The organism is Xenococcus sp. PCC 7305, assembly GCF_000332055.1.
Lineage (GTDB): Bacteria > Cyanobacteriota > Cyanobacteriia > Cyanobacteriales > Xenococcaceae > Xenococcus.
Window position 1 is genome coordinate 17,686 of sequence record NZ_ALVZ01000179.1, and the last position, 23,054, is coordinate 40,739.

A 23,054-nucleotide genomic window follows, 5' to 3' on the forward strand; every position below is an offset into this window, starting at 1 on the left:
TAAAGCCTTTAGACAGCCATGAGATCTGCTGCGGTTAATTCTGGTGCTCCTTGTAGCACAGCAAACTGACCACCATCACCAAAACCATCTTCGGTGCCATTTTCGTTATAGAACAGATTTCCTGAACTGCTGTTATAAACTATTAATGCTTCGGCTGCTGTGGCTGCTGCATTACTATTAACGACAGCAAATTCACTGGCATCAAAATCACCATAGGCATCGCTACTTAAGCGACTGAAAACTCTTTTCCCTAGAAAAATCTGATCGTCTCCATTGCCAAAATCCCTAATCCGATCAACTCCAAAATCAGCCTCGGCAAAAGAACTAGTACCAAAAATTGAACCAGTGAAAGCAAATTGATCTCCTTGATTACCACCAACCAAAGTATCGTTACCTCTTCCACCCACTAGCAAATCTTCACCATCTCCACCTTGAAGAAAATCTCGTTCTTCAAGGGCAAATAAACTATCACCGCCGTACAATGTATCATTCCCAGCATTGCCGAAAAGTTTATCATTTCCTTCGTCGCCGTTTAGGTAATCATCTCCTAGACCACCGTGAAGCCAGTCATTACCAACTCCACCCCAAAGGGCATCTTGATCGTGACCACCAAAAAGGCGATCATTACCAAGATCGCCATGGATTTCATCATTACCTAGTCCACCACGCAGCGTATCGTCGCTATTTTCTGGATCAAGAGTCTCATTGGAAAAGCGATCGCCAACCAGATAATCATTTCCTAAACCTCCTAATACACTGTCATTGCCAGCATTTCCATATAGGGAATCATCTCCCGCGTGACCAGACAGGGAGTCATCTCCTGCTTTGCCAAATATAGAATTAGCAAGAGAATTTCCAATTAATAAATCAGCATCATTAGTACCATAAATAGAATTTTTCCCAGAATTATCCCCGGCACAGGCATCACAAAATTGACACATTTACTTTTATTCTGTAGTTTAATATATTTCACTTCCGGTAATTATACATAATACGTAAGTATTTTTTTGGCCAAGAATGATAAATATTAAAAATGATACAGAAAAGATACAAAAGTTTTTCGAAAACTAAAATTTCAGTGTCAGAACAGAATAAAAAAGTGTAGCTTAACAAGTAGAATGACAATCATTATTAAAATGTTGGCGTGAGGATCTCTAACTATGACAAATTTATCTCGTAAAATTTTTTCCCGTGCGGCAAAGTTAGGATTACCTATTTTGCCAGCATCAATTGCTCTTGCAGGAATTACTAGTCCAGCGATCGCACAAACTAGATCTCAGTCGAGCCTAGAGCAAATTGAAAGCTATAGTAATCAATGGCAAACAGCAGAAATTAATCAAGTAACCAACGTCAATCAATTAAGAGATGTTTCTCCTGCCGATTGGGCCTACGAAGCCTTAAGAAGCTTAGTAGATCGCTATGGTTGTATTGTCGGTTATCCCGATCAAACCTACAGAGGCAATCAAGCACTAAGTCGTTATGAATTTGCTGCGGGCTTAAATGCTTGCTTGAATCAAATCGAACGATTGATTGCTTCTTCTGAAGCTGTCTTAAGAGAAGATATTGAAACTATCAATAGATTACTTCAAGAATTTGAAGCCGAACTAGCAGCCCTCGGTGGTCGTGTTGATAATCTTGAAGGCCGGGTAGCGTTTCTCGAAGATCACCAATTTTCCACGACAACTAAGCTAGTTGGAGAAGTTATCTTTGGCTTGGGTGGCGTAGTTAGTGGGACTACGAATGATGGCGATGATGATATCGATCAAGTAACAGTCTTCGGCGATCGCGTAAGACTAGAGTTGGAGACTAGCTTCTCTGGCGAGGATTTACTATTCACACGTCTTTCTACAGGAAATTTCCCTTCTTTTGCCGATGAAACAGGAACATTTCAAGGAGATTTATCCTTTGCCCAACCAGAAGGCAATGATATTGCTTTAGAGGTCTTATTTTATAATTTCCCTGTTGGTGATAAGACAAGCTTTATCGTAGGACCTGCTGGGGTAGCAGCTGATGACATTATGAATACGGTTAGTGTTCTTGATGGAGATGGTGGTGCGGGAGCAATTTCGGCATTTGGTACTCGCAGCCCAATTTATCTGTCTCAGGGTGATGCTGGTTTGGGAGTTGCCCACAGCTTTAACGATTTGATCGAAGTCAATGCGGGATATTTAGCGAGTCCTGCCAATGAACCTTCGAGCGGTAGTGGTCTTTTTAATGGCCCCTATAGTGCGATGGGACAGGTTACTTTAACGCCAAGTGATAGTTTAACTTTTGCCCTCACCTACAATCACTCTTATGAGCAGAGTGACACCGAAACTGGAAGCAACAGAGCTAACATCAGATCCTTTACCGTTAGTGATGCTTTTCCTGATGGAGTGCCTACATTCAGCAATTCCTACGGAGGAGCATTTTCTTGGGCATTATCGGAAAAATTTGTTCTCGGAGGATGGGGGAGCTATTCTAATGTGGGAACTTTAGCTTCTGACGATGGACTCAATCGTGGAAGTCAAGATATCTGGCAATGGGCAGCAACTCTAGCTTTTCCTGATGTTATCAAAGAAGGTAATATGGCAGGAATTATTGTGGGGATGGAACCTTGGGTAACTGATTCTAATATTGATTCTGTAGGAGATGATGAAGATACTTCTCTTCATGTTGAGGCTTTCTTCGAATATCGGGTTAATGACAATATTGCAATTACTCCTGGGATTGTTTGGGTTACCTCGCCAGATAATAACAGTAACAATGATGATCTAGTTATTGGTGCTATTCGGACAACTTTCTCTTTCTAGAATCCTAAACTAATTTCATTGATTTTAGTTGTAAACAGGCGATCACTTGAAAATACAAAAGTGATCGCCTGTTTAATTTTAGATAAGTTGTTGATTTATAGTCAAAACGAAGGGCTAATGAAGGGGAATAACCCTGAATTTAGCTTGCAAAAGTACCAATGGTACTCTTGTCTTGCTTTGATGGGTCTTGTTTTATCAAATGAGATTATAGGGAAAAACCTCGGCAAAATCGCCCGTCAATCGGCTTTTCCCTTATTAAAAAATATGAGACTTCGTGGCAATAACCCTACTCATCTTCGTCTTCATCTTCATCTTGAGGGTAAACGAAACTGTTAGAGCGTCCGCTCAAAACTGATTTCCCTAAAGACAATGCTTTTTGCGCTTCTACCGCAGCTTTATGTTTCCAATGAGCCTTACGACTATTGCGTTTCGATTTGGAGGTTTTCTTCTTAGGAACAGCCATATTAATCTAAAAATCAAAAAAGAGCTTTACTATTATAATTGCTTTCTGTCCCACTTATAAAGTGTCCCCCATAGGAAAGAGATTTGTGTCGTCTGCCGATTGAGTTTCAGGCACCGCAGAGGAACCCAGGAATTTTTGGGTAATGATATTGCGGAACTGACCAAAATCATTTTGCCAGGAACTAATTGCTTTATTTAATTGAGCAAGTTTCTCTTGGGAATCACTAATTGTACTGAGATTGTAATTAAATCCACCAGAGAAGAGGATTGCCATCATTGGAGGTTGTTGTGCTTGCTGTAGTCTCGCTTCGGCAATACTAATATTCAATTGACAATGTTCTAGGGAATACATGAGGTTAATTCCTGCTTGAACTGGCGTTTTGCCAATATTTTTCCAGGCTCCTTGAGCTAATAGATTCCCTGTAATATAGTTGCGAGCCTGCTGGGGATTTTTGGGAAAAGGCAATAACATTTTGGGACTAAAACTATAACCCAAATAATCTCCATAGGGTAATTTGGCCACAAACTTTGTCGCTACTGCACCAGCAGTAACCTCTTCCAATTTTTTTTGAGAAATCGATTCTGTGATCGTGACTGAATTTGGTTGAGCAGTAATATTAATGCCATTTTTAAAGCTCAATTGTGCGGCGTTGGGATTTAAAATTGGTTGCTGTGCTAGTTCCCAATCTTGGTCGATAATACCACTCATTTTCAAAAAATCCTGACTCATCATGGTAGGATTCAAATCCTTAGCAGCAATGGTGAGTGCTATTTCCTCAATAGCTTGTACGGAAACGGAGTTTTCCTGTTTGGCTTCTAAATTTGATGTGGGCATAGAAACAAGGGCTTAATTGCTTAGTTAATTGTTCTACCCAAGCTAACATCTAAATTTTGCATCAGCACTAATTGTCGATTTTATAGCGAAAAATAGAGACGTAAACCTTACGTCTCTAAATAAATAATGGAATAATTATGTTTGCAATCTGAGCAATGCTGAATTTTAGCGGATTGTAATCGAATTGGATGGCTGCCCCACCTGACTTGCTGAGATATTTTTCAGGATTTGAATTGCCTTAGCGAATTGAGGATCGGCAGGAGTTGCGAATAATGCAGGATTGACATTAAAAGCTAGTTGTTGCTCTGAGGTCAAATCAACCTCGATATCTGGGGCAATACCTTTGAAATTGATATCCATGCCACTGGGAGGATAATACTGGGCGATCGTGACAGCTAATCCCGAACCATCGGATAAAGAATGAACTGACTGTACTGTTCCCTTACCATAGGTTCTGGTCCCCACTATGGTGGCGCGATTATTTTCTTTGAGGGCTCCTGCTAAAATTTCACTAGCACTTGCAGAATAGCGATCAACTAAGATTACTAGTGGCAAATCGGTTAAGGCTTTGCCGTTAGCAAAAAACTTTTGATCCCCGCCTTTGCTGTCTTTTGTCGAAACAATCGCTCCTTCTTCTAACCACATACGGGCAATCTCAACACTGGAAAAAAGTAAACCCCCAGGGTTACCTCGTAAATCTAAGACAAAACCTGATACGTTCTCTTGGGACAGATCTTCGATCGCTTCCTGCATTTGCTCTGCTGCGTGGGAGCTGAACTCGTCGAGTCTAATGTAACCCACGTTAGTTTGCCCTTCTTTACTAATGCTGTAATTAACTGAAGGCAATTCAATTTGACTTCTTGTCAGCGTCACATCAAAGGTAGAGTTCCCTGAACGAGCAATTTTTAGGCTAACATCGGTACCAACTTCTCCTCTAATCTCTTCTGATGCCTGCTCCAGACTCATCAAAGAAGTTGGTTTGCCGTTAATGCTGACTATCTTATCCCCAGGTTTAATCCCTGCTTCATCTGCCGGGGAGTCAGCTAAAGGCTCTACTACAGTGATTTGGCTAGTTTCCTCTTCTATGGTGAGGCGAATCCCAATCCCAGATAGTTCCCCAGAAGTTTGACTAGTTAGCTCCTCGAACTTCTTAGGGTCAAGAAACCGTGTATAAGGATCTCCCAATTCTTTTAGAGATTCACGGATAGCGCGATAAGCTTGTTCCTGATTTGCATAGTTACCTTCGAGAAGCTCTTGACGTTTTTCTAGCCAGTCAATCTCATTGAATTCTCGATCAACAAATTCGTTATGGACAATTTGCCAGACCTCATCCACAATGGTTTTCGGACTATCTTCTAAGGTCGCTTTGACAGCTGAGCCAGTGGAGGATATTAGCAATGTTGTTGTAGCGATCGCAGTCCCTAAATACTTTAACGTCTTCACTGGACGGAGCATAAGGCGTCTAGAAGTTGTAGTCATAATTAGTCAAAAGCCAAATATTTGAGTGGAGGTTTTTATGTATTTTTACTAGGTCTAGAGATATTTCAATGCAGTCATTATACATATAACATTAGGCTATTTTTGCTCTCTAGATCACTTTTTTCACTTTTTTTACCTTATATTACATATTCTTTATCAAAACTACATGTATTCACTATATCTTAGAATATTTAGAGTCTTAATTGCCTAATCTTATGTTCTTCATATTTTTTGTTATTGATCGCTTCGCCAATAATGACATTGACTTGTTCTCCCAACAACATTACCAAAGAGCTAAGATAAAGCCATAACATTAGAATAATCACAGCCCCCAAAGCTCCGTAAATTTTGTTATAAATACCGGCATGGAAAACATAGTACCGAAATACAACCGAAACAATCGCCCAAGAAATTGCAGCTAGAACCGCACCAGGAATCAAAGGTATTTGCTTTGCTCTAATGCTAGTGCCAAATTGATAAATAAAGGCGAAAGCGATCGCAACTATGCCTAAAGCGATCGGAAAACTGAGCCAACGCCAAATACTAACTAACCAAAAACTTACTTTTTGTTCTATGTTGAGATTAACAATTGAAGTCTGAACAAAAACAAAGAGACTATAGACCAATTGAATCAAAAAAGTACCGCCAATAATGACCAAACCAATCAGAGTGTTTTGATTTTTAATCGGTTCTCTAGCACTGGTTCTTTGTAACCTGTAGATAAAATATAAAGCCGCTAATAATATGGTTGCAATTGTGATAACACTAAATATTTCCCAGGTAATAAATAATAAGTTTCCCCAATTTTGTTCGACAGCAAGTCGTAGTAAAAAATCCCCAATCAATAGCAAAAAATTAGCTGCAATCCATAAAATCATAGTGCCAATGGTCAGAAAAATGGCAATTGCTCTGTTGTGCCAAAAATTTCTTCTTTTTTCCCTTGGTATTTGATGAATATTCTCAAGAGCATTAATAGCCGAGCAAATCACCCCAGAAATCACCCAAATCGAGGCCACGAAACTAATAGAGAATAAACTTTTACCTTGAGATATATTAGCGTATTCCTTGAAATTCAAAAGTAGGTTCCAAACCTCTTCCGGAACAATCCCAGCAAAGTTATTTGCTAATTCTCCTAAAGTTGCTTTTACCGAATTTTCCAGCAAACTAATTGCTGTTAAAATAGTTATAATTGCAGGAAATAAGCCCAACATGGCGTTAAAAGCCATTTCTGAGGACAAACCAGTTAATCTCTTTTGAATCGTACAGGCAACGGTTCTTCGAATAAGATACCAAATAAAATAACCATAATAACAAATAAGATCGACCATTTTGTATTAAATCCTATCTCAAGATCATACTCAAGAATTGAGTAATCAACTATCTACTAACTCCTTGAGTGACGGGTCTAATGTCATTGCGTTTAAAAGGTTCAGCATTGCCGCGCCAATTAAAGTCATTAATCCGAAAACTAAAAGAGCCTATTTCCAACTCGGGGCTATAACGTAGAGTTATATTATGAGTTCGTCTACTGTATTCTATGATGTAATCAGTATTGATATCATCTCCATTATCAATATTGAAAGACGTTTGAACTCCCAATCGAATAGGCCCATAAAGTTGTTGTGTAATGCCTAGTGCCAGGGTTTGCTGATCAGCATCGCGGTCAAACAAAAATGGTGATTCGTCCGCATTGGTACCAATAGAATAGGTTGCATTGAAACCTGTATAGTCAAACCAGGAACGGGAGAAATGACCAACTTGACCTTGGATGCCAATGCTGCCACGTAAAGAATGTTGACCATCATTATTACTGTAAAAACTAGTGACGCCACTCAGCCCAGTATTGAGTTGCAAATAGGGAACAACTGGCACAGGAGAAAAACGCAAAGCTTCCTTCCTCGATATGGGGAGAGCCTTGCCTTGCCATAACAAAAAACCTTTACCTAAAAATGCCGCTCCTTGAAAACGAGTAAGATTGGTTCGATTATTATCGCGATTAACCTCTAACAAATCTAGGCGATCAGTATCAGCATTGATATTTTGAATCGAACCTTGGTATCTCAGGCTAATCCCGGTCTTCCCCAGGAGAATAATCGGTGAGGTAACAATGCCACCTATACTGTTGTAAACTGTTTGAAAGCCTAGTGAACCATTGAATAATCTTTCGCGGAAATTGAACTCCAAACTGAAATCGTAGGGGTTCTGAAGATTGCCAATCAACTGTCTGGCTGCTAGTTTGGCACGGATGTTATCGTCGAGGGGCTCATTAAAGCCACTAATGGAAAATTTGGCGTCCACACTAGATCTGTCGGAGAAATCATTGCTGAAAAAACTTTTGACTCCGAATACCCCAGGATCAATAATTCCTCCATCTTCGTCGCGATTGAAATCAAAAGCATCGGTGAAGATCGCTCGTTGGAGAAAATATTGGGGAGTCACCGTCCAAATCGTTTGATCTTGATCCAGAATGGTAAAGGCTCGTTCGACAAATAAACCACCTCGCTCATCACCATCAAACCCAATACTAAATAGTCCAGGACTTCGAGGTCGACCATCAAATACGAAGGAGTTTTTTAGTAGGGGGAAAGAAAACCCATCATCGATGACCACACGAGATTTCGTGGTGGTTAATTCATTCACTAATGGTGCGGTTTGCTGAAATTTGGCGGTTTCGGCCCTTAATTCTAATTCTGGAGGAGAAAAGGGATCGTTAGTAATGCTGATATTGGTAGCTTGCCAACCATCGGGCTCAAATTCCATTCTTTCTGCTTCAAAACGAACTCGATTAATGGTGCCTGCTTCTTCATCAATACGTTTTCCGTCCAAGATTCCCAAATCTCGTTTGCTGCCTACGGAAAACTCAAAATCAGATTGGGCGGTAACATCGGTAATTGGTTGATTGACTGCCAGGCGATCGCTTAAGGAAAGATTGGTTAAAGTCTCATCTTCTGGTAACTGCTGGGACAAGTCTCTGCCTAAAGTGGTACGGTCTATTTGTCCTTCAGCATTGATCACAACGCCACGATCTTGCACCAAATAATATTCAAACTTATCTCCTTCTATGATTTGGTCACCTCTAGTGAGAACGACATTTCCTTCGGCAACAACAATGCGATCAGCTAGATTCACCTGCATGCGATCGCTAGTTAAGACAGCTTGAGAGAAACGCAACACCACATCTCCTTCGGCAGTAATCACTTCTTTAGTTTGATCATATTCTTGGCGATCGGCAATGATTTCTACAACTTCTACTTTCTCAATACTAGGAGGAGTAACTTCTGTTGAGCCCTCCGATGGAATATTTGGTTCTGTCGGAATTTCGATCTCAAAGGTTTCGCGATCGCCTTCTCTTGTTTGAGCAATTAGATCAACCTTCTTCCCATGAAGATTTTTGGGAGCGATAATCTCAGCAGCTATTGGTTGTGGCAGAGCCTCTGATGGTAACAAATTCAGAAAAAAAAACATGAAAAATTAATTTTATTTATTTCGAAGCAAAGCTCCGACAACCATAGCACCAAAATTATTTCTCCACCAAAAGTTGAACTTCAATTAGAAACGAATTCGAATATTATTGACATAAAACTCTCCTCTATTACAATGAGCGCAGTTGCACAGCACACGAAAAACAATTTGTAAATGTTTAACAAAAATACGATTTTCCTGGGATTACTCTTATTTATTCCCATTTCCCTGGCCGCCCATTTCCTTGAATGGGGAGAAAGCATAGTATTTATCACTGCCGGAATTGGGATTGTCCCCCTGGCTGCTTATATGGGTGAAGCTACAGAAGAAATTGCGGTTGTTGTGGGACCCAATTTAGGAGGCTTACTCAATGCTACTTTTGGCAATGCCACCGAATTGATTTTAGCTTTTGTGGCTCTTAAAGGAGGATTAATTACAGTAGTTAAGGCAACTATTACTGGTTCTATTATTAGTAACCTTCTTTTGGTTATGGGTTTTTCCATGTTTTTAGGGGGATTAAAATATAAAGAGCAAATTTTCCAGTCTGGTGCAGCACGCATGAATGCCTCCATTATGAATTTGGCCGTGATTGCTATTCTGATTCCGACTGCTGTGGAATACACCTCTTCTGGAATTGGAGAAAGTACCTTGCAAAAGCTCTCAGTGACAGTGGCAGTGGTGTTGATCTTAATTTATTGTTTGACTTTATTATTTTCGATGAAAACCCACTCCTATCTTTATGATGTTGGAGAAGCAGATCTAGCAGACTCAGAAGAAGCAGAAGATGGGGAAGATGCTAAAGAAAAAGTCAATTTACCGTTTTGGATTGGTATCTTATTAGTTATTACCATTGGCGTGGCCGTGGAGTCGGAATTGCTAGTTGACTCTCTAGAAGTCGCAACTTCCGAGCTAGGTCTGACAGCATTATTCACTGGGGTAATTTTATTGCCAATTATCGGGAATGCCGCTGAACATGCTACTGCCGTGACTGTTGCTTTAAAAAACAAAATGGATTTATCTGTTTCTGTTGCCATGGGTTCGAGTATGCAAATTGCTCTTTTTGTTGCTCCTGTGCTAGTAATTGGTGGCTGGATTATGGGGCAACCAATGGATTTGGATTTTAATCCTTTTGAATTAGTTGCTGTAATTGTGGCAGTTTTAATTGCTAATTCTGTAAGTTCTGATGGAGAATCAAACTGGTTGGAAGGTAGTCTTTTATTGGCTACTTACACCATATTAGGTTTGGCTTTCTTCTTCCATCCCATGACCCAGGGACTTTAAAGGGATGAGGGATAAAGGATGAAGGATGAGGATTAAGCTCATAAGTAATTTTTCCTCGTTCATTATTCCTTGTTTCTTGTTCCTGAAATACGGCATAATCTATACTGCTGGTATAGCTCCCGAATTAAGATAAATTATGCCCAAGACTGAGCGCAAGAATTTCCTATTAGATTTTGAAAAGCCCTTATGTGAACTAGAATCGCGTATTGAGCAAATTAGACAATTAGCCGCGGAGAATCAGGTGGATGTTTCTGGTGAAATTGCTCAGTTAGAAGCTAGGGCGAGTACTCTGCGCAAGGAAATATTTGGCTCCCTGACTCCTGCTCAAAGGCTACAGTTGGCTCGTCATCCTCGTCGTCCCAGCACCCTCGACTATATTCAAGCAATTACCGATGAATGGTTAGAAATTCATGGCGATCGCAGTGGCAATGATGATCCTGCTTTAGTTGGTGGAGTCGGTCGTCTTAATGGCAGACCAGTCGTCTTGATGGGTCACCAAAAAGGTCGAGATACGAAGGATAATGTCGCTCGTAATTTTGGCATGGCTGCCCCAGGAGGCTATCGCAAAGCATTACGGTTAATGGAACATGCTAATAAATTTGGCATGCCGATTCTGACTTTCATTGATACACCTGGTGCCTGGGCAGGAGTTGAAGCCGAGAAACTAGGACAGGGAGAGGCGATCGCCTATAATCTCAGGCAAATGTTTGGGCTTGAAGTCCCTATTATCACAACTGTTATTGGAGAAGGCGGTTCTGGTGGCGCCTTAGGTATTGGTGTAGCTGATCGCTTATTAATGTTTGAACATTCAGTCTATACTGTAGCTAGTCCAGAAGCCTGCGCCGCAATTCTCTGGAAAGATGCCAAAAAATCGCCTCAAGCAGCATCCGCACTCAAAATCACTTCTCGGGATTTAAAACAACTGGGATTAATCGATGCGATCCTGCCCGAACCCCCCAGTGCCGCCCATTCAGAACCCCTAGAAGCTGCAGCTACTCTTAAACAGGCTCTCTGGGAAAATATCGAGAACCTTTCTGAGATGAGTATTCAACAACGGCAGCAGTTACGATATGAAAAATTCCGTAAAATGGGCGTATTTGAACAAGTAAGTTGATATCTAACCTCTTGCTAATTGGGGAAATCAGAATTTTTATGTTTTATTAAGAATATGAGAATGTTATAATCATTAAGGAAACATTTCTTAACATAGTTCCATTGGCTACTATGTAATTACTGTTTCCAAACCATAGTCAAGATCCTAACTACATTTGTCTGGATAGGTTCAAGTAGATTTTTTTGATAGTCATTAACCAAGACTAACCAACCAATTAACCATTGTATTTGTCATCAAATGTCTTTAAGTAACAAATAATGTCTTTATTCATTGTTGTTGCGCTTTTGGGCTGGCATTTTCTAAGACTTCAAGCGTAAATAATACCAAAATTTATTGATATGAATCCACCTCCAACCCAACTACGAGCGATTATTACAGGAGCAAGTAGTGGCATTGGTAGAGCAACGGCTTTAGCTTTTGCCAAAGCCAACATCAAGCTTGCCTTGGTCAGTCGTGCTTCCGATAAATTGTCAGCAGTAGTTGATGCAGCAACTGCGTTGGGAGGGGAAGCCAAATCCTATCCTTTAGATTTAGCAGAAATTGCTCTAGTCAAGGAGCATATGTTAGCTATCGCCCAGGACTTTGGGGCAATTGATATTTTGGTTAACAATGCAGGAATGGGTTATACAAATTCCCTCGAAGCAACCTCTCTTTCTGATTGGCAGCAGGTAATGAATCTCAATCTTACTAGTGTCTTTCAGTGTATGCAAGGAATTTTGCCGTCAATGCGAGCTCATGCTTCAGGAACCATTATTAATGTGGCATCGATCGCTGCCAGTAATGCTTTTCCTAATTGGGGTGCCTACAGTGTGAGTAAAGCAGGCTTAGTTGCTTTAACCAAAACCTTAGCGATCGAAGAAAGAGCTAATGGGATTCGGGCGGTGATCATTTCCCCTGGAGCAGTTAATACTTCCATTTGGGATACCGATACCGTAAAGGCAGATTTTGATCGCAAGGCAATGCTAACTCCAGAAATTATCGCCCAATCGATTCTCCATGCAGCTTTATTACCATCACAAGCGGTAATAGAAGAAATGACCGTTATGCCCAGTGGAGGGGCTTTGTAAAACTTTACAAATAACGGTTTTCCATCTAACAAATAGCAAGAGATCAGAGTTTCACTCAAAAATTATCATGACAACAGCTTTTTCTAACGGTTCTAATTCTTCAACTAATGGCTTCAAATCCAAAAATGGCGCTGATGCTTCGCTCGATAGCTTAAAGGCTAGTTTGATCGAACAGGTTGTAACTAGACCAGATCGCAATACGAGTGACGGGAAAGAGGCCGTTATTCAGACAAGCTCGCCCGAGAAATCACAAGAACGACTTCAGGATGCTGTCAGGGTTATGCTAGAGTCCTTAGGTGAAGATCCAAACCGAGAAGGATTGCTGAAAACCCCGAAAAGAGTTGCCGAGGCAATGCAGTTTCTCACTCAAGGATATAATCAGTCTTTAGAGACAATTATTAACGGTGCCATCTTTGATGAAGGCCATAATGAGATGGTTTTGGTTAGAGATATTAACTTTTTTAGTCTCTGCGAACATCATATGTTGCCCTTTATGGGTAGAGCTCATGTTGCATATATTCCCAATCAAAAAGTAGTGGGTCTGAGTAAGTTAGCTCGGATTGTGGAAATGTATGCTCGTCGTCTCCAGGTGCAAGAGCGTCTTACTCGTCAGGTGGCAGAAGCTCTTCAGGAAGCATTAGAACCTCAAGGAGTAGCTGTTGTGATGGAAGCAACGCATATGTGTATGTCAATGCGTGGTGTTCAAAAGCCTGGTTCTTGGACTGTGACTAGTGCTATGTTAGGAGTTTTCCAAGAAGAGCAAAAAACTCGCGAAGAATTTCTAAATCTAATTCGTCATCAACCTAGTTTCATGTAGTTCTAGATTTAGATACTAAACTAAGTTGTAGCAAGAAGCCCATCTAATGAATTTGTTAGATGGGCTCTTTTAGTAAATTAGATAAATTAGATAAATTAGATAAAGTTGTTTTAAGTCACTTTTTCAAGAATCAGCTTAGATCTTTTAATGCGCTCAGGAATCTCAATCGGATAATCACCAGTAAAACAAGCAGAACAAAAACTATGAGGATCTTTGTCTGTTACTTGCAACATTCCTTCCCAGCTTAAATAGGCTAATGAATCAACTCCAATTTGAGCCTCAATCTCTTTTACTGATGTAGTGGCAGCAATTAATTGCTCTTGATTGTCGGTGTCTATGCCATAAAAACAAGGATGAGTCACAGGAGGCGAAGAGATTCGCATATGGACTTCGCTCGCTCCGGCGTCCCGTAAAGCTTGAACTATTTTACGGCTAGTTGTTCCTCTAACGATAGAATCATCAACAATAATGATTCGTTTCCCTTTTAGGACATCCTTGAGAGTATTCAGTTTCATTTTTATGCCTGCTTCCCGCATATGTTGGGTCGGCTGGATGAAAGTTCGACCTACGTAGCGATTTTTGATTAAGCCTTCCCCAAAAGGAATCCCCGATTGCCGAGAAAATCCGATCGCCGCAGGAATTCCTGAATCAGGTACTCCCATAATCATGTCGGCATCTACTAGAGATTCTTTTGCTAATTGTTCTCCCAACCGTAATCGATAGCTATAGAGAGTTTCATCATGCATGAGGCTATCAGGACGGGAAAAATAGATCATCTCGAAGATACAGAGCTTTCTGTCTGGTTCTTGTCCCCAATGAAAGGAAGCTAATCCGTCTTCGTTAATCCAAACTAGTTCTCCTGGCTCGACATCTCTAAGATATTCTGCCCCAATGATATCTAGACCACAGGTTTCTGATGATAAAACATAACGCGTAGTTTCTTCTTTAAGAACCCCAATTACCAAAGGACGAATCCCATGAGGGTCTCTGGCTCCGATCATACCTTCGGGAGTCCCGATAACTAAACTATAAGCTCCAGAACAGAGTTTAAAAGCACTCAGAGCAGCTTCTAACCAATCCTTACCGCTGTCAACCTCTTCGGCGATCGCGAGTGCGATCGCTTCTGAATCAGTAGTGGTCAGAAAACAGCGATCTTGTTTTTGGAGTTTTTCTCTAAGCTCCAAAGCATTTACCAAGTTGCCATTATGCGCCAGGGCCAGTTTACCCAATCTAGTGTCCAATACAGCGGGTTGGGCATTAGCTTTTAAGCTAGACCCTGTGGTGGAATAGCGAGTATGGCCGACGGCGAGATATCCAGTTAAGGTTTCGAGAATTTCTTCGTTAAATACTTGAGAAACTAAACCCATATCCTTGTGACAATGAACTAAATTGCCTTCAAAAGTGGCAATTCCTGCTGATTCCTGTCCTCGATGTTGGAGGGCATAGAGTCCAAAATAGGTGAGTGCTGCCACATTTTCTTCTGGGGCATAGACTCCGAACACACCACAAGCTTCTTCTGGTTTATCGGGCCTTTCACTCAAAGGTGAAACAGAGAAGTCTTGCTCCGAAGAGGGGGATTGGGGGGACATCATCCTAATAATTTGGCTCCTAAAGATTGCAGGTAGTTGTCTAAATTATGTTTTGGGACTGGTACGTTATCATCAAAATTCGCTTCCTAACATTAACCCTAAATTCATTTATTAAGGTTAGACTATTGCCAAGAAACTCACTTTTTTTTGCTCTGAATTGAGCAAGAGACTAAGATACTTGAAGTCTTTTTTCTATCGAATCTTGCCAGGTTCTTTTAATGTTACTAATCTTAACATTAATCAAGCCTAAATTTTCATTGGTAGCGATCTTGAGGGATGAACTTTGTGGAGTAACAAAGCCTAACTTAGACCAGCGATCGCTTAACTTTTCTGTGAGATAGGCTTCCCAATCAGCTTGTTGCTCAGGATTTACCGAAACAATAATCCGATTTCCTGATTCGCCAAATAAGACCTCATCAAGGCGTTGTTCGGTATTTATCTCAAGATTAATATTGGCCCCAAAACCATTACCAATACAAGATTCGGCCAGAGCAACAGCTAATCCTCCTTCAGCACAATCATGGGCTGCATTGATCCAGCCATTGCGAATTCCTGTACGACAAACTTCTTGTACAGCTTTTTCTAAGACAAAATCTATTTCAGGAGGCTTGCCTGCTACGGTGTTGTGAATGAGGGCTAGATATTCTGAAGCAGCTATTGGGGACTTGGGGGGATTGGGTATTGGGGATTGGGTATTGGGGATTGGGGACTTGGGGGAACCTAATAAGTATATGATGTCGCCTTCAGTTTTCCAGGATTGACCGCAGATTTTAGTAATATCGGGAATTAAACCCACCATGCCGATTACAGGAGTCGGGTAAATGGGTTGGGGCTTCCCATCCGAATCTAGGGTTTCGTTGTATAAAGAAACATTGCCCCCTGTCACAGGAGTATTCATTTCTCGGCAAGCATCGGCGACCCCGCGACAAGCATTCGCTAATTGCCAATATCCAATGGGCTTTTCTGGACTACCAAAATTCAGATTGTCTGTAACCGCTAGAGGTTCAGCCCCAACACAACTCAAGTTTCTCGCTGCTTCTGCCACCGCATACTTAGCTCCTTCGTAGGGATTGAGATAAACATAACGAGGATTGCAATCGGTGGTTGCCGCAACTCCTGTTTGACAGTCTTCTGGTTTGGCATCTATGGGGCGTACTCTAATTACCGCAGCATCTGCACCACCAGGCAATAATATAGTGTTATTTTGTACCTGATGATCATATTGACGATATACCCATTGTTTAGATGCGATCGTGGGAGTATCAAGTAATTTAAGTAAAATATCGTTCCAGCTAAGGTAATTTTCTCCCACAAATAAACCTTTATAGTCGCAGGCCGGTAAGCTTTCGACTGACCATTGCCAAGCTTTTTGGGCATATTCAGGAGCTTCTTGGAGTAATTCCCGCTTATAAATCGGGGTATCATCTGATAGAGCTCTTGCGGGAATATTAGCGGCAATTTTCCCTTTAAATAAAATTCTTACGATAGGTTCGGCAATGACTGCTCCTGCAACTACGGCATGAAGTCCCCAACGGTGGAAAATATCAATTAATTCCTGTTCTCTACCTTTTTCTCCGACAAATAACATTCTTTCTTGGGATTCTGATAGCAGATATTCATAGGGAATCATGCCCTGTTCCCGAGCGGGAATTTTGTCTAAATCTAATTCAATACCCACATTACCCTTTTCTGCCATTTCCGCTGTAGAACAAGTCAGACCTGCGGCTCCCATATCTTGGGCGGCGACAACTGCGCCAGTTTTAAAGGCTTCCAGACAAGCTTCGACTAAAGATTTTTCGAGAAAGGGATCTCCTACTTGTACCGCAGGGCGATCATCCATTGAGGCATCGGTAAGTTCGGCACTAGCAAAACTAGCGCCTCCCATGCCGTCTCTTCCTGTAGTTGAACCAACATATAAAACAGGATTCCCAATTCCTGAAGCTCCAGCTTTAACAATTTCCTTGGTTTCCATTAATCCCAAGGCCATGGCATTAACTAAAGGATTACCTGTATAGGCTGGATCAAAGTAGACTTCACCGCCGACAGTGGGTACTCCAATACAATTGCCATAGTGAGAAATGCCTTCTACTACACCTTGAAAAATGCGGCGAGTTCTGGCGTCTTCTAAATTACCGAAACGTAGAGAATTCAAAATTGCGATCGGACGTGCACCCATGGTGAAGATATCTCGTAAAATACCCCCAACTCCTGTGGCTGCGCCTTGAAATGGCTCCACAGCAGAAGGATGATTATGGGATTCGATTTTGAAGGCTAGTTGTAGACCATTGCCCAAGTCCACTACTCCAGCATTTTCCCCAGGCCCCACGAGAACGCGATCGCCTGTGGTGGGAAACTGACTTAATAGTGGTCGAGAATTTTTATAGCAGCAATGTTCTGACCACATGACACCAAACATTCCCAGCTCTGCTCTATTGGGATGACGATTTAATCTTGAGACTATTTCTTGGTATTCATCGGGTTTAAGACCTTCAGCAGCAATTTCTTCGGGAGAACGAGGAGTAGTTTCTGTCATTACAAGCCTAGAGACATGGAATAGATGTCCATTTTACCGACTGTTGGGATTGTTGCAGCATTTTTTTAGCTAGATGTTTAAGCTGTGTTGAACCTGCAAGTAATAAATTGTTTCTTGTTCCTTGTTCCTTAAAATAGTAGAATTAGCTGTTGTATTTTGCGACACAAACTGTGATAGAACGCTATACCTTGCCCGAGATGGGCGAAATCTGGACTGATACCTATAAACTCAAAACTTGGCTAGAAGTAGAAATAGCAGTTTGTGAGGCGCAAGCGGAGTTGGGCTATATTCCCACTGATGCCGTAGCGGAAATTAAAGCCAAAGCTGACTTCGATCCCCAAAGAGTATTAGAAATCGAAGCGGAAGTTCGTCATGATGTGATTGCCTTTTTAACCAATGTAAATGAGTATGTTGGGGATGCGGGAAGATATATTCATCTAGGCTTAACAAGTTCTGATGTTTTGGATACTGGGTTGGCATTGCAAATGGTAGCCAGTCTCAATCTAATTTTAGAAAAGTTAGAAGAATTAATCCAAGCGATTCGTTTTCAAGCGCAACAACATCGCTATACCGTTATGGTGGGACGTTCCCATGGGATTCATGCCGAACCGATTACCTTTGGGTTTAAACTAGCTGGTTGGCTGGCCGAGGTAATGCGTAATCGCGATCGCCTGGTGAGATTAAGAAAAGACATCGCTGTGGGTAAAATATCTGGTGCAGTGGGCACCTATGCCAATGTTGACCCTCAAATAGAAGCGATCGCCTGTCAAAAATTAGGTTTACAACCAGATACTGCTTCGACTCAAGTAGTTTCACGTGATCGGCATGCTGAATATGTTCAACAACTGGCCTTACTAGGAGCTTCCATAGAAAGGTTTGCCGTCGAAATTCGTAACTTGCAACGGACTGATGTCTTGGAAGTAGAGGAATTTTTCTCGAAAAAACAAAAAGGTTCTTCAGCAATGCCCCACAAGCGCAATCCGATTCGTTCTGAAAGATTGACTGGCATGGCAAGGGTAATTCGCGGCAATGCGGTAGCTGCTTTGGAAAACGTCGCATTATGGCATGAAAGAGACATTTCCCATAGCTCTGTTGAAAGAGTCATTCTGCCTGATAGCTGTATCTTGACCCATTTTATGTTGCGAGAAATTACTGGTTTAGTGAAAAACTTACTGGTGTATCCCGAAAATATGCAGCGAAATATGAATGTCTATGGCGGAGTCATCTTTAGTCAAAGAGTGTTACTCACTTTGGTCGAAAAAGGAATGAATCGAGAAGATGCCTATAAAGTAGTTCAAGATTGTGCAATGGCTGCATGGAACACTACTGACGGTGATTTTCGTAAATTAATCAACCAAGACAGCACGATTGCAAAAACCTTGTCCCAATCAGAAATTGATGCTTGTTTTGATCCACAACATCATCTAAAAAATCTAGATACTATCTATCAAAGATTAGGGATTTAAACTAACATTTGTTTCTGCCGTTATAAAAAACATAAGCCATACTGAAATTCGATTTTGCTTAATTTTGTCTGAACTGAGATTAATTTATTTCTCAGGAGGGATTAATTTTGCGGAAGCAAGCTGGAGACGAAACTTAAAAAACCGATTGCTCTTAAAAATTTAAGTGGTTTTTAATTTCTATTCAGCAACTAATTGGCAGTTAATCAATTTCAGAGGAAAATCACGTGGCTCAAACACAAGTAACAGTAACAATAGAAAGTCTTGCTCCAGAAAATGGTGTTTTTCTGACGCCTTTTTGGGTTGGCTTTCACAATGGAAACTTTGATACTTATGATCGCGGTACTGCGATATCTCCTGCTTTTGAACGTCTAGTAGAAGATGGCAATACCGCTCCTCTTTCTCAAGAGTTTCTTGATAGTGGGAATGGGGTTGTCGATGGGACAATTGTCGGATTAGATGGCATAGAAGGCCCTATAGATCCGGGAGAAGTAGTTACACAGACTTTTACTTTAGAAAGTACAGATCCTACTAGTCGGTACTTTAGCTACGCCTCGATGATTATCCCTTCCAACGATGCTTTTATTGCCAATGGCGATCCTCTAATTCGAGAAATTTTTGATGCCGATGGTAATTTTTTGGGTGCTGAGTTTATTATTGCCGGAAGCCAGATTCTTGATGGAGGAAGCGAAGTAAACGATGAACTAGTAGAAAATACTGCGTTTTTTGCCCAAGCTGCTCCCGATACTGGGGTTGAGGAAAATGGGGTTGTTACAGTTCACCCAGGATTTATTCCAGGAGGCAGGATTTTAAGTGAAGATGGCAGTTCTGATAATGCCCCTACTGCTTTTACCGGTGCCGATTTCACCGCTGAAGGCTATCAAATAGCTCGAATTACAGTTTCCCTGGCAGAAGAATCTATTGTGATCGCAGATCCTGTGGCGATTACTTCAGTCCTCGATGGTGCTCAAGAAGTTGCAGAAGGAGATCCTGATGCGATCGGGAATTCGATTCTAACTCTTAATGATGCGGGTGACAGCCTCGAATATAGTCTGACAATTTCAGGATTGGATTTTGGGGCTAATGGCTTAATCGAAGGCGGCTCCCAAACAGAAGATACTAGTGATGATGTGACTCGTCTCCATATTCACAATGCCGCAAGGGGCGCTAATGGCGATGTCGTCTTTTCCATATTTGACACTGTTGCCCCAGACCTGGGGAATGCCCTAAATATTCAGGGCAACCAAGATGAAGATTTGGCTGTTACCTTGAATGGTGATGGTTCTGTTACGCTAACTGGTATTTGGGAAGAAACAGATCCTGCTAACACTGCTTTAAGTGAATTTGTTGATGATTTTCGCAATGGTCAAATAGGAGAGGATTTACCTTTCTATTGGAATGTTCACACTGAGGAATTTCCCGGTGGAGCAATTCGCGGTCAGCTGATAGTTACCGAAGATGAGTTGCTTGATACTCCTTTTACGCGCTTCCAAAATTCCAATGTACCAGGGACTTATATTTATGCTGCCGGAGCAGAAGCTGACAACATTCGGAATAACTTTCCCAATTTTGCAGAAGAGGGTGTAGCTTTTAGTGCAGCGATCGCACCTGGTGATGACTTAATTTCTCTATTCCGTTTAGAAAGTAATCAGTTACCGGGAACTTTCTTATATGTGGGAGAAGAAGAGCTGAATAGCATTAATGAAAATCCCGATTTTTCTAATGCATTCACCAATCAAGGTGTTGCATTCTACATTTATGGCGCAGGTTCTAACCAAGAAGCTCCTTTTACGCGCTTTCAAAATTCCAATGTGCCAGGGACTTATATCTACGCCACAGGAGCAGAAGCTAACAATATTCGAAATAATTTGACTAGTTTTATTGACGAAGGAATTGCCTTTGAAGGTGCGATTTAATTGTAAATATTAGACTGATTCCTAGAAATTATTATCTAATTGATGTCATCAACAAACAGTTCTCTAGGCAATAGATTTTGGAGAGCTGTTTTTTTATAGGATTTATTGTGATCGCTTAGTGGCTTTTTTCTCGGAAAACAAAATTGAACGAAGTTCACTTAAACTTTATTTTTTAATCAGTAAGTTCCCTAATTTACAATTGTTGCTCAACATTTCTAAAATGATTCTATAAGAGACTATTTTTTTTTGGGGGTGAACTCTCAAGTCTTAATTTATCTTGGATGATTTACTTAGATTAACTGTAGAGAAGTCATGATAAATTCGGCGCAATTATATTTTTTATTAAAACTATATTGACTATATTGAGAAAATTAAAAATGCTTAGAAATGCGAAGATTATGAAAAATAAGCAATTAAAGCAACTCCATAAATTACTGAAAGCTGGAAAGTCTCATTCTGGGTTTACCCTCATAGAACTTCTTTCAGGATTGATCATGAGTACAATGGTTATTGGTGGTTTGGGATATGGTTTATTCCAACTAACACGAGCTACCAGAGACGAAACCAATAAAATAAGCGCTCGCAATGAAGCCTCGAGAGCAATAGAGTTTATTTCAGATGAACTTCGGCGCGCTGAAAATGTCATTGATTTAACAACTTTCACTCCACCAAGTGGAAGTGTACCCGCAGGTGCGACTGTTCGTTTAGCATTAAACATCCCAGGAATTGCTAACCCTGTAATTTATTCGGTCGCCCCAGCAACTGGTAATTGGCAAGGCCCTTTAGTTCTTTCTCGATGGGGTCCCCCATTAACGGGAACTGGAGATTATAGTGATGCGCCAGGCTGGGCGAACGAAGCATTAATAGACGGTCTAGATGATACTGATCAAACTGTGAACTGTAATGGTGCGGATAATGACTATCAAGGATTTTTTGCTTGTCGAAGTCCTGAAGGGTTTACAGCACAGCTTTATTTTACTAGTAATATAGACATTGCCAATACTGATTATGACAAGCAGTATACAGCAGACACAGAAGTTGTTGCCAGGGCAAGAGTCAGAGATACTGATAGCGCGCAGGGAAGTCAAGTCGCTCCTGTTAGTTTTAAAACATTGGGAGCCGAATATTCTTTAGGAACCATTGGTGGAGTTAGTTGTGATGATAGCAAAACAACATGGACAATGAGGAATGATTTCTTCAATGACGCCGCTGGCGATAATCCCACTTATACTCCAACAACCTGGATACATGATCCCGATAGACAAGGCCAACAAATTAACATTGATATTGCTAATCCATTGACAATATCTTCGATTCCTTTTATTCCTTCTAGTAGTACTTGTAACGGAACTATTCTTAGTCGAGGAAATGAATCTGGTGTCGATGGAACCCCTAATCTCCACGAAAAGTCAAGCCCTGATTATGACACTTGGACTCCAAAGCTTAATGGAGCAGAAAATTATGAGACATCAGACTTTACAATAGACTTTGATAATCCAGCAACTTTCAATGGGGGGGATAAAGATGTTCACAATCCAGTACCAATTGGAGCAGATGGACAAGAAGTCGATCACGTGAGAATTTTCAAAAAAGGTGGCGTTATTGAGTATAAAAAAGGTGGCGTAGAGATTCCTCTTGACGGCTATGACGATGACTCCACAACTACTCCTGATGACGGGGAATATTCTCTCGGGGAATTCTTGGCGTCTAAAGGCTATGCTAAGTGGGACGGCTCTAAATACAGATTAGTTAACGATGATGATGATCTCAGTACCAACCCGTTTCTTTCAACAGATCCTAATGCCCATCCACATCTAATCAAGCTAGAGGATAAGGAACGAATAGTTGCTATTGAAATTGGGCAAGCAAAAGTAGGAGCCAAATTTCCACCAGACTATACTATTAAGAATCCTGGGTTTGATTTACAGGATAATATAGTTCTCATGTCCGTCGATAAATTTGCTGGAGAAGAGACAACACATGAATAAAAATTTCACCTAAGATAACTTCGTTGTTTTAGCGATCGCATCAAAATATTTTAGCGATCGCTGTAATTTTCCTTCTTTCTCCTGTCAATCGGTTCAGCAATTCCAAATTCAAAAATTAAGAAGTATTTGCAGGGATGAAAGGTTCTGGTTCCGCATCGCCGAGCATAAAGTCGAGGAGATGGTGCCAACTTCGGAATAGTAGATACTTGGACAAAGAGAGGATATCTTGAAAAAAGCCTTTACGAGTGCCTCTTTG

16 protein-coding genes are annotated in these 23,054 nt (G+C 41.0%); 8 read left to right on the top strand and 8 right to left on the bottom strand.

All coding sequences use genetic code 11. The features are described 5' to 3' along the window. Positions 1-8: 8 nt before the first annotated feature. The gene (locus XEN7305_RS26665; protein ID WP_006509929.1) at positions 9-941 is read right to left on the bottom strand and encodes a calcium-binding protein; all 933 of its coding nucleotides are present in this window, start codon (positions 939-941) and stop codon (positions 9-11) included. Between the two features lie 219 nt (positions 942-1,160). On the opposite strand from XEN7305_RS26665, the gene XEN7305_RS13135 reads away from it, so the two are divergent. After that, positions 1,161-2,792: an iron uptake porin gene (locus XEN7305_RS13135; protein WP_006509930.1), complete on the top strand. Its 1,632-nt coding sequence runs from the start codon at positions 1,161-1,163 to the stop codon at positions 2,790-2,792. A gap of 286 nt (positions 2,793-3,078) precedes the next feature. Here XEN7305_RS13135 and rpmF read toward each other — a convergent pair whose 3' ends face one another. The 5 genes from rpmF to XEN7305_RS13160 form a co-directional block, all read right to left on the bottom strand. After that, on the bottom strand, positions 3,079-3,255 hold the full coding sequence (rpmF, locus tag XEN7305_RS13140) for a 50S ribosomal protein L32 (RefSeq protein WP_006509931.1): 177 nt from the start codon (positions 3,253-3,255) through the stop codon (positions 3,079-3,081). 54 nt (positions 3,256-3,309) lie between these two features. Beyond that, the gene (locus tag XEN7305_RS13145; protein ID WP_006509932.1) at positions 3,310-4,089 is read right to left on the bottom strand and encodes a hypothetical protein; all 780 of its coding nucleotides are present in this window, start codon (positions 4,087-4,089) and stop codon (positions 3,310-3,312) included. A gap of 165 nt (positions 4,090-4,254) precedes the next feature. Then, positions 4,255-5,568, bottom strand: a complete 1,314-nt coding sequence (gene ctpB, locus XEN7305_RS13150) for a carboxyl-terminal processing protease CtpB (protein WP_006509933.1) — start codon at positions 5,566-5,568, stop codon at positions 4,255-4,257. A gap of 191 nt (positions 5,569-5,759) precedes the next feature. After that, positions 5,760-6,896 (bottom strand): YihY/virulence factor BrkB family protein, encoded by a 1,137-nt coding sequence (locus XEN7305_RS13155; protein ID WP_006509934.1) that lies wholly within the window; start codon positions 6,894-6,896, stop codon positions 5,760-5,762. Positions 6,897-6,945: 49 nt separating this feature from the next. Further along, positions 6,946-9,033, bottom strand: a complete 2,088-nt coding sequence (locus XEN7305_RS13160) for a DUF3769 domain-containing protein (protein WP_006509935.1) — start codon at positions 9,031-9,033, stop codon at positions 6,946-6,948. A 171-nt stretch (positions 9,034-9,204) separates the two neighbouring features. Between XEN7305_RS13160 and cax the strand changes: the two genes are divergently transcribed. The 4 genes from cax (at position 9,205) to folE (ending at position 13,309) form a co-directional block, all read left to right on the top strand. After that, complete coding sequence (cax, locus tag XEN7305_RS13165) at positions 9,205-10,311, top strand: calcium/proton exchanger (protein WP_006509936.1); 1,107 nt, start codon at positions 9,205-9,207, stop codon at positions 10,309-10,311. Positions 10,312-10,447: 136 nt separating this feature from the next. After that, positions 10,448-11,425 carry an acetyl-CoA carboxylase carboxyltransferase subunit alpha gene (locus XEN7305_RS13170; protein WP_006509937.1) on the top strand — a complete coding sequence of 326 codons (978 nt, stop codon included), beginning with the start codon at positions 10,448-10,450 and terminating at the stop codon, positions 11,423-11,425. Between the two features lie 338 nt (positions 11,426-11,763). After that, on the top strand, positions 11,764-12,492 hold the full coding sequence (locus XEN7305_RS13175) for an SDR family oxidoreductase (RefSeq protein ID WP_006509938.1): 729 nt from the start codon (positions 11,764-11,766) through the stop codon (positions 12,490-12,492). Positions 12,493-12,559: 67 nt separating this feature from the next. Then, a complete protein-coding gene (gene folE / locus XEN7305_RS13180) occupies positions 12,560-13,309 on the top strand; it encodes a GTP cyclohydrolase I FolE (protein ID WP_006509939.1) in 750 nt (249 codons plus the stop codon). 110 nt (positions 13,310-13,419) lie between these two features. On the opposite strand, the gene purF is transcribed toward folE, so the two are convergent. Together purF and purL are read right to left on the bottom strand one after the other, a co-directional pair. Beyond that, positions 13,420-14,901 (bottom strand): amidophosphoribosyltransferase, encoded by a 1,482-nt coding sequence (purF, locus tag XEN7305_RS13185; RefSeq protein WP_006509940.1) that lies wholly within the window; start codon positions 14,899-14,901, stop codon positions 13,420-13,422. 166 nt (positions 14,902-15,067) lie between these two features. After that, a complete protein-coding gene (purL, locus tag XEN7305_RS13190) occupies positions 15,068-17,431 on the bottom strand; it encodes a phosphoribosylformylglycinamidine synthase subunit PurL (protein WP_006509941.1) in 2,364 nt (787 codons plus the stop codon). A gap of 170 nt (positions 17,432-17,601) precedes the next feature. Between purL and purB the strand changes: the two genes are divergently transcribed. The 3 genes from purB (at position 17,602) to XEN7305_RS13210 (ending at position 22,798) form a co-directional block, all read left to right on the top strand. Next, complete coding sequence (gene purB / locus XEN7305_RS13195; protein ID WP_006509942.1) at positions 17,602-18,897, top strand: adenylosuccinate lyase; 1,296 nt, start codon at positions 17,602-17,604, stop codon at positions 18,895-18,897. 224 nt (positions 18,898-19,121) lie between these two features. Continuing rightward, the gene (locus XEN7305_RS26670; protein WP_006509943.1) at positions 19,122-20,810 is read left to right on the top strand and encodes a spondin domain-containing protein; all 1,689 of its coding nucleotides are present in this window, start codon (positions 19,122-19,124) and stop codon (positions 20,808-20,810) included. Positions 20,811-21,208: 398 nt separating this feature from the next. Then, positions 21,209-22,798 (top strand): PilW family protein, encoded by a 1,590-nt coding sequence (locus tag XEN7305_RS13210; RefSeq protein WP_144053262.1) that lies wholly within the window; start codon positions 21,209-21,211, stop codon positions 22,796-22,798. The last annotated feature ends 256 nt before the right edge of the window (positions 22,799-23,054 follow it).

Excerpts from the sequence above, each read along its gene's own strand:
- cax (WP_006509936.1), top strand. The coding sequence starts at position 9,205 with ATGTTTAACAAAAATACGATTTTCCTGGGATTACTCTTATTTATTCCC.
- XEN7305_RS13160 (WP_006509935.1), bottom strand. The coding sequence starts at position 9,033 with ATGTTTTTTTTTCTGAATTTGTTACCATCAGAGGCTCTGCCACAACCA.
- purL (WP_006509941.1), bottom strand. The coding sequence starts at position 17,431 with ATGACAGAAACTACTCCTCGTTCTCCCGAAGAAATTGCTGCTGAAGGT.
- XEN7305_RS13170 (WP_006509937.1), top strand. The coding sequence starts at position 10,448 with ATGCCCAAGACTGAGCGCAAGAATTTCCTATTAGATTTTGAAAAGCCC.
- ctpB (WP_006509933.1), bottom strand. The coding sequence starts at position 5,568 with ATGACTACAACTTCTAGACGCCTTATGCTCCGTCCAGTGAAGACGTTA.
- XEN7305_RS13175 (WP_006509938.1), top strand. The coding sequence starts at position 11,764 with ATGAATCCACCTCCAACCCAACTACGAGCGATTATTACAGGAGCAAGT.
- XEN7305_RS13145 (WP_006509932.1), bottom strand. The coding sequence starts at position 4,089 with ATGCCCACATCAAATTTAGAAGCCAAACAGGAAAACTCCGTTTCCGTA.
- XEN7305_RS13155 (WP_006509934.1), bottom strand. The coding sequence starts at position 6,896 with ATGGTCGATCTTATTTGTTATTATGGTTATTTTATTTGGTATCTTATT.
- purF (WP_006509940.1), bottom strand. The coding sequence starts at position 14,901 with ATGATGTCCCCCCAATCCCCCTCTTCGGAGCAAGACTTCTCTGTTTCA.
- XEN7305_RS26665 (WP_006509929.1), bottom strand. The coding sequence starts at position 941 with ATGTGTCAATTTTGTGATGCCTGTGCCGGGGATAATTCTGGGAAAAAT.
- XEN7305_RS13210 (WP_144053262.1), top strand. The coding sequence starts at position 21,209 with ATGAAAAATAAGCAATTAAAGCAACTCCATAAATTACTGAAAGCTGGA.
- XEN7305_RS13135 (WP_006509930.1), top strand. The coding sequence starts at position 1,161 with ATGACAAATTTATCTCGTAAAATTTTTTCCCGTGCGGCAAAGTTAGGA.
- rpmF (WP_006509931.1), bottom strand. The coding sequence starts at position 3,255 with ATGGCTGTTCCTAAGAAGAAAACCTCCAAATCGAAACGCAATAGTCGT.
- folE (WP_006509939.1), top strand. The coding sequence starts at position 12,560 with ATGACAACAGCTTTTTCTAACGGTTCTAATTCTTCAACTAATGGCTTC.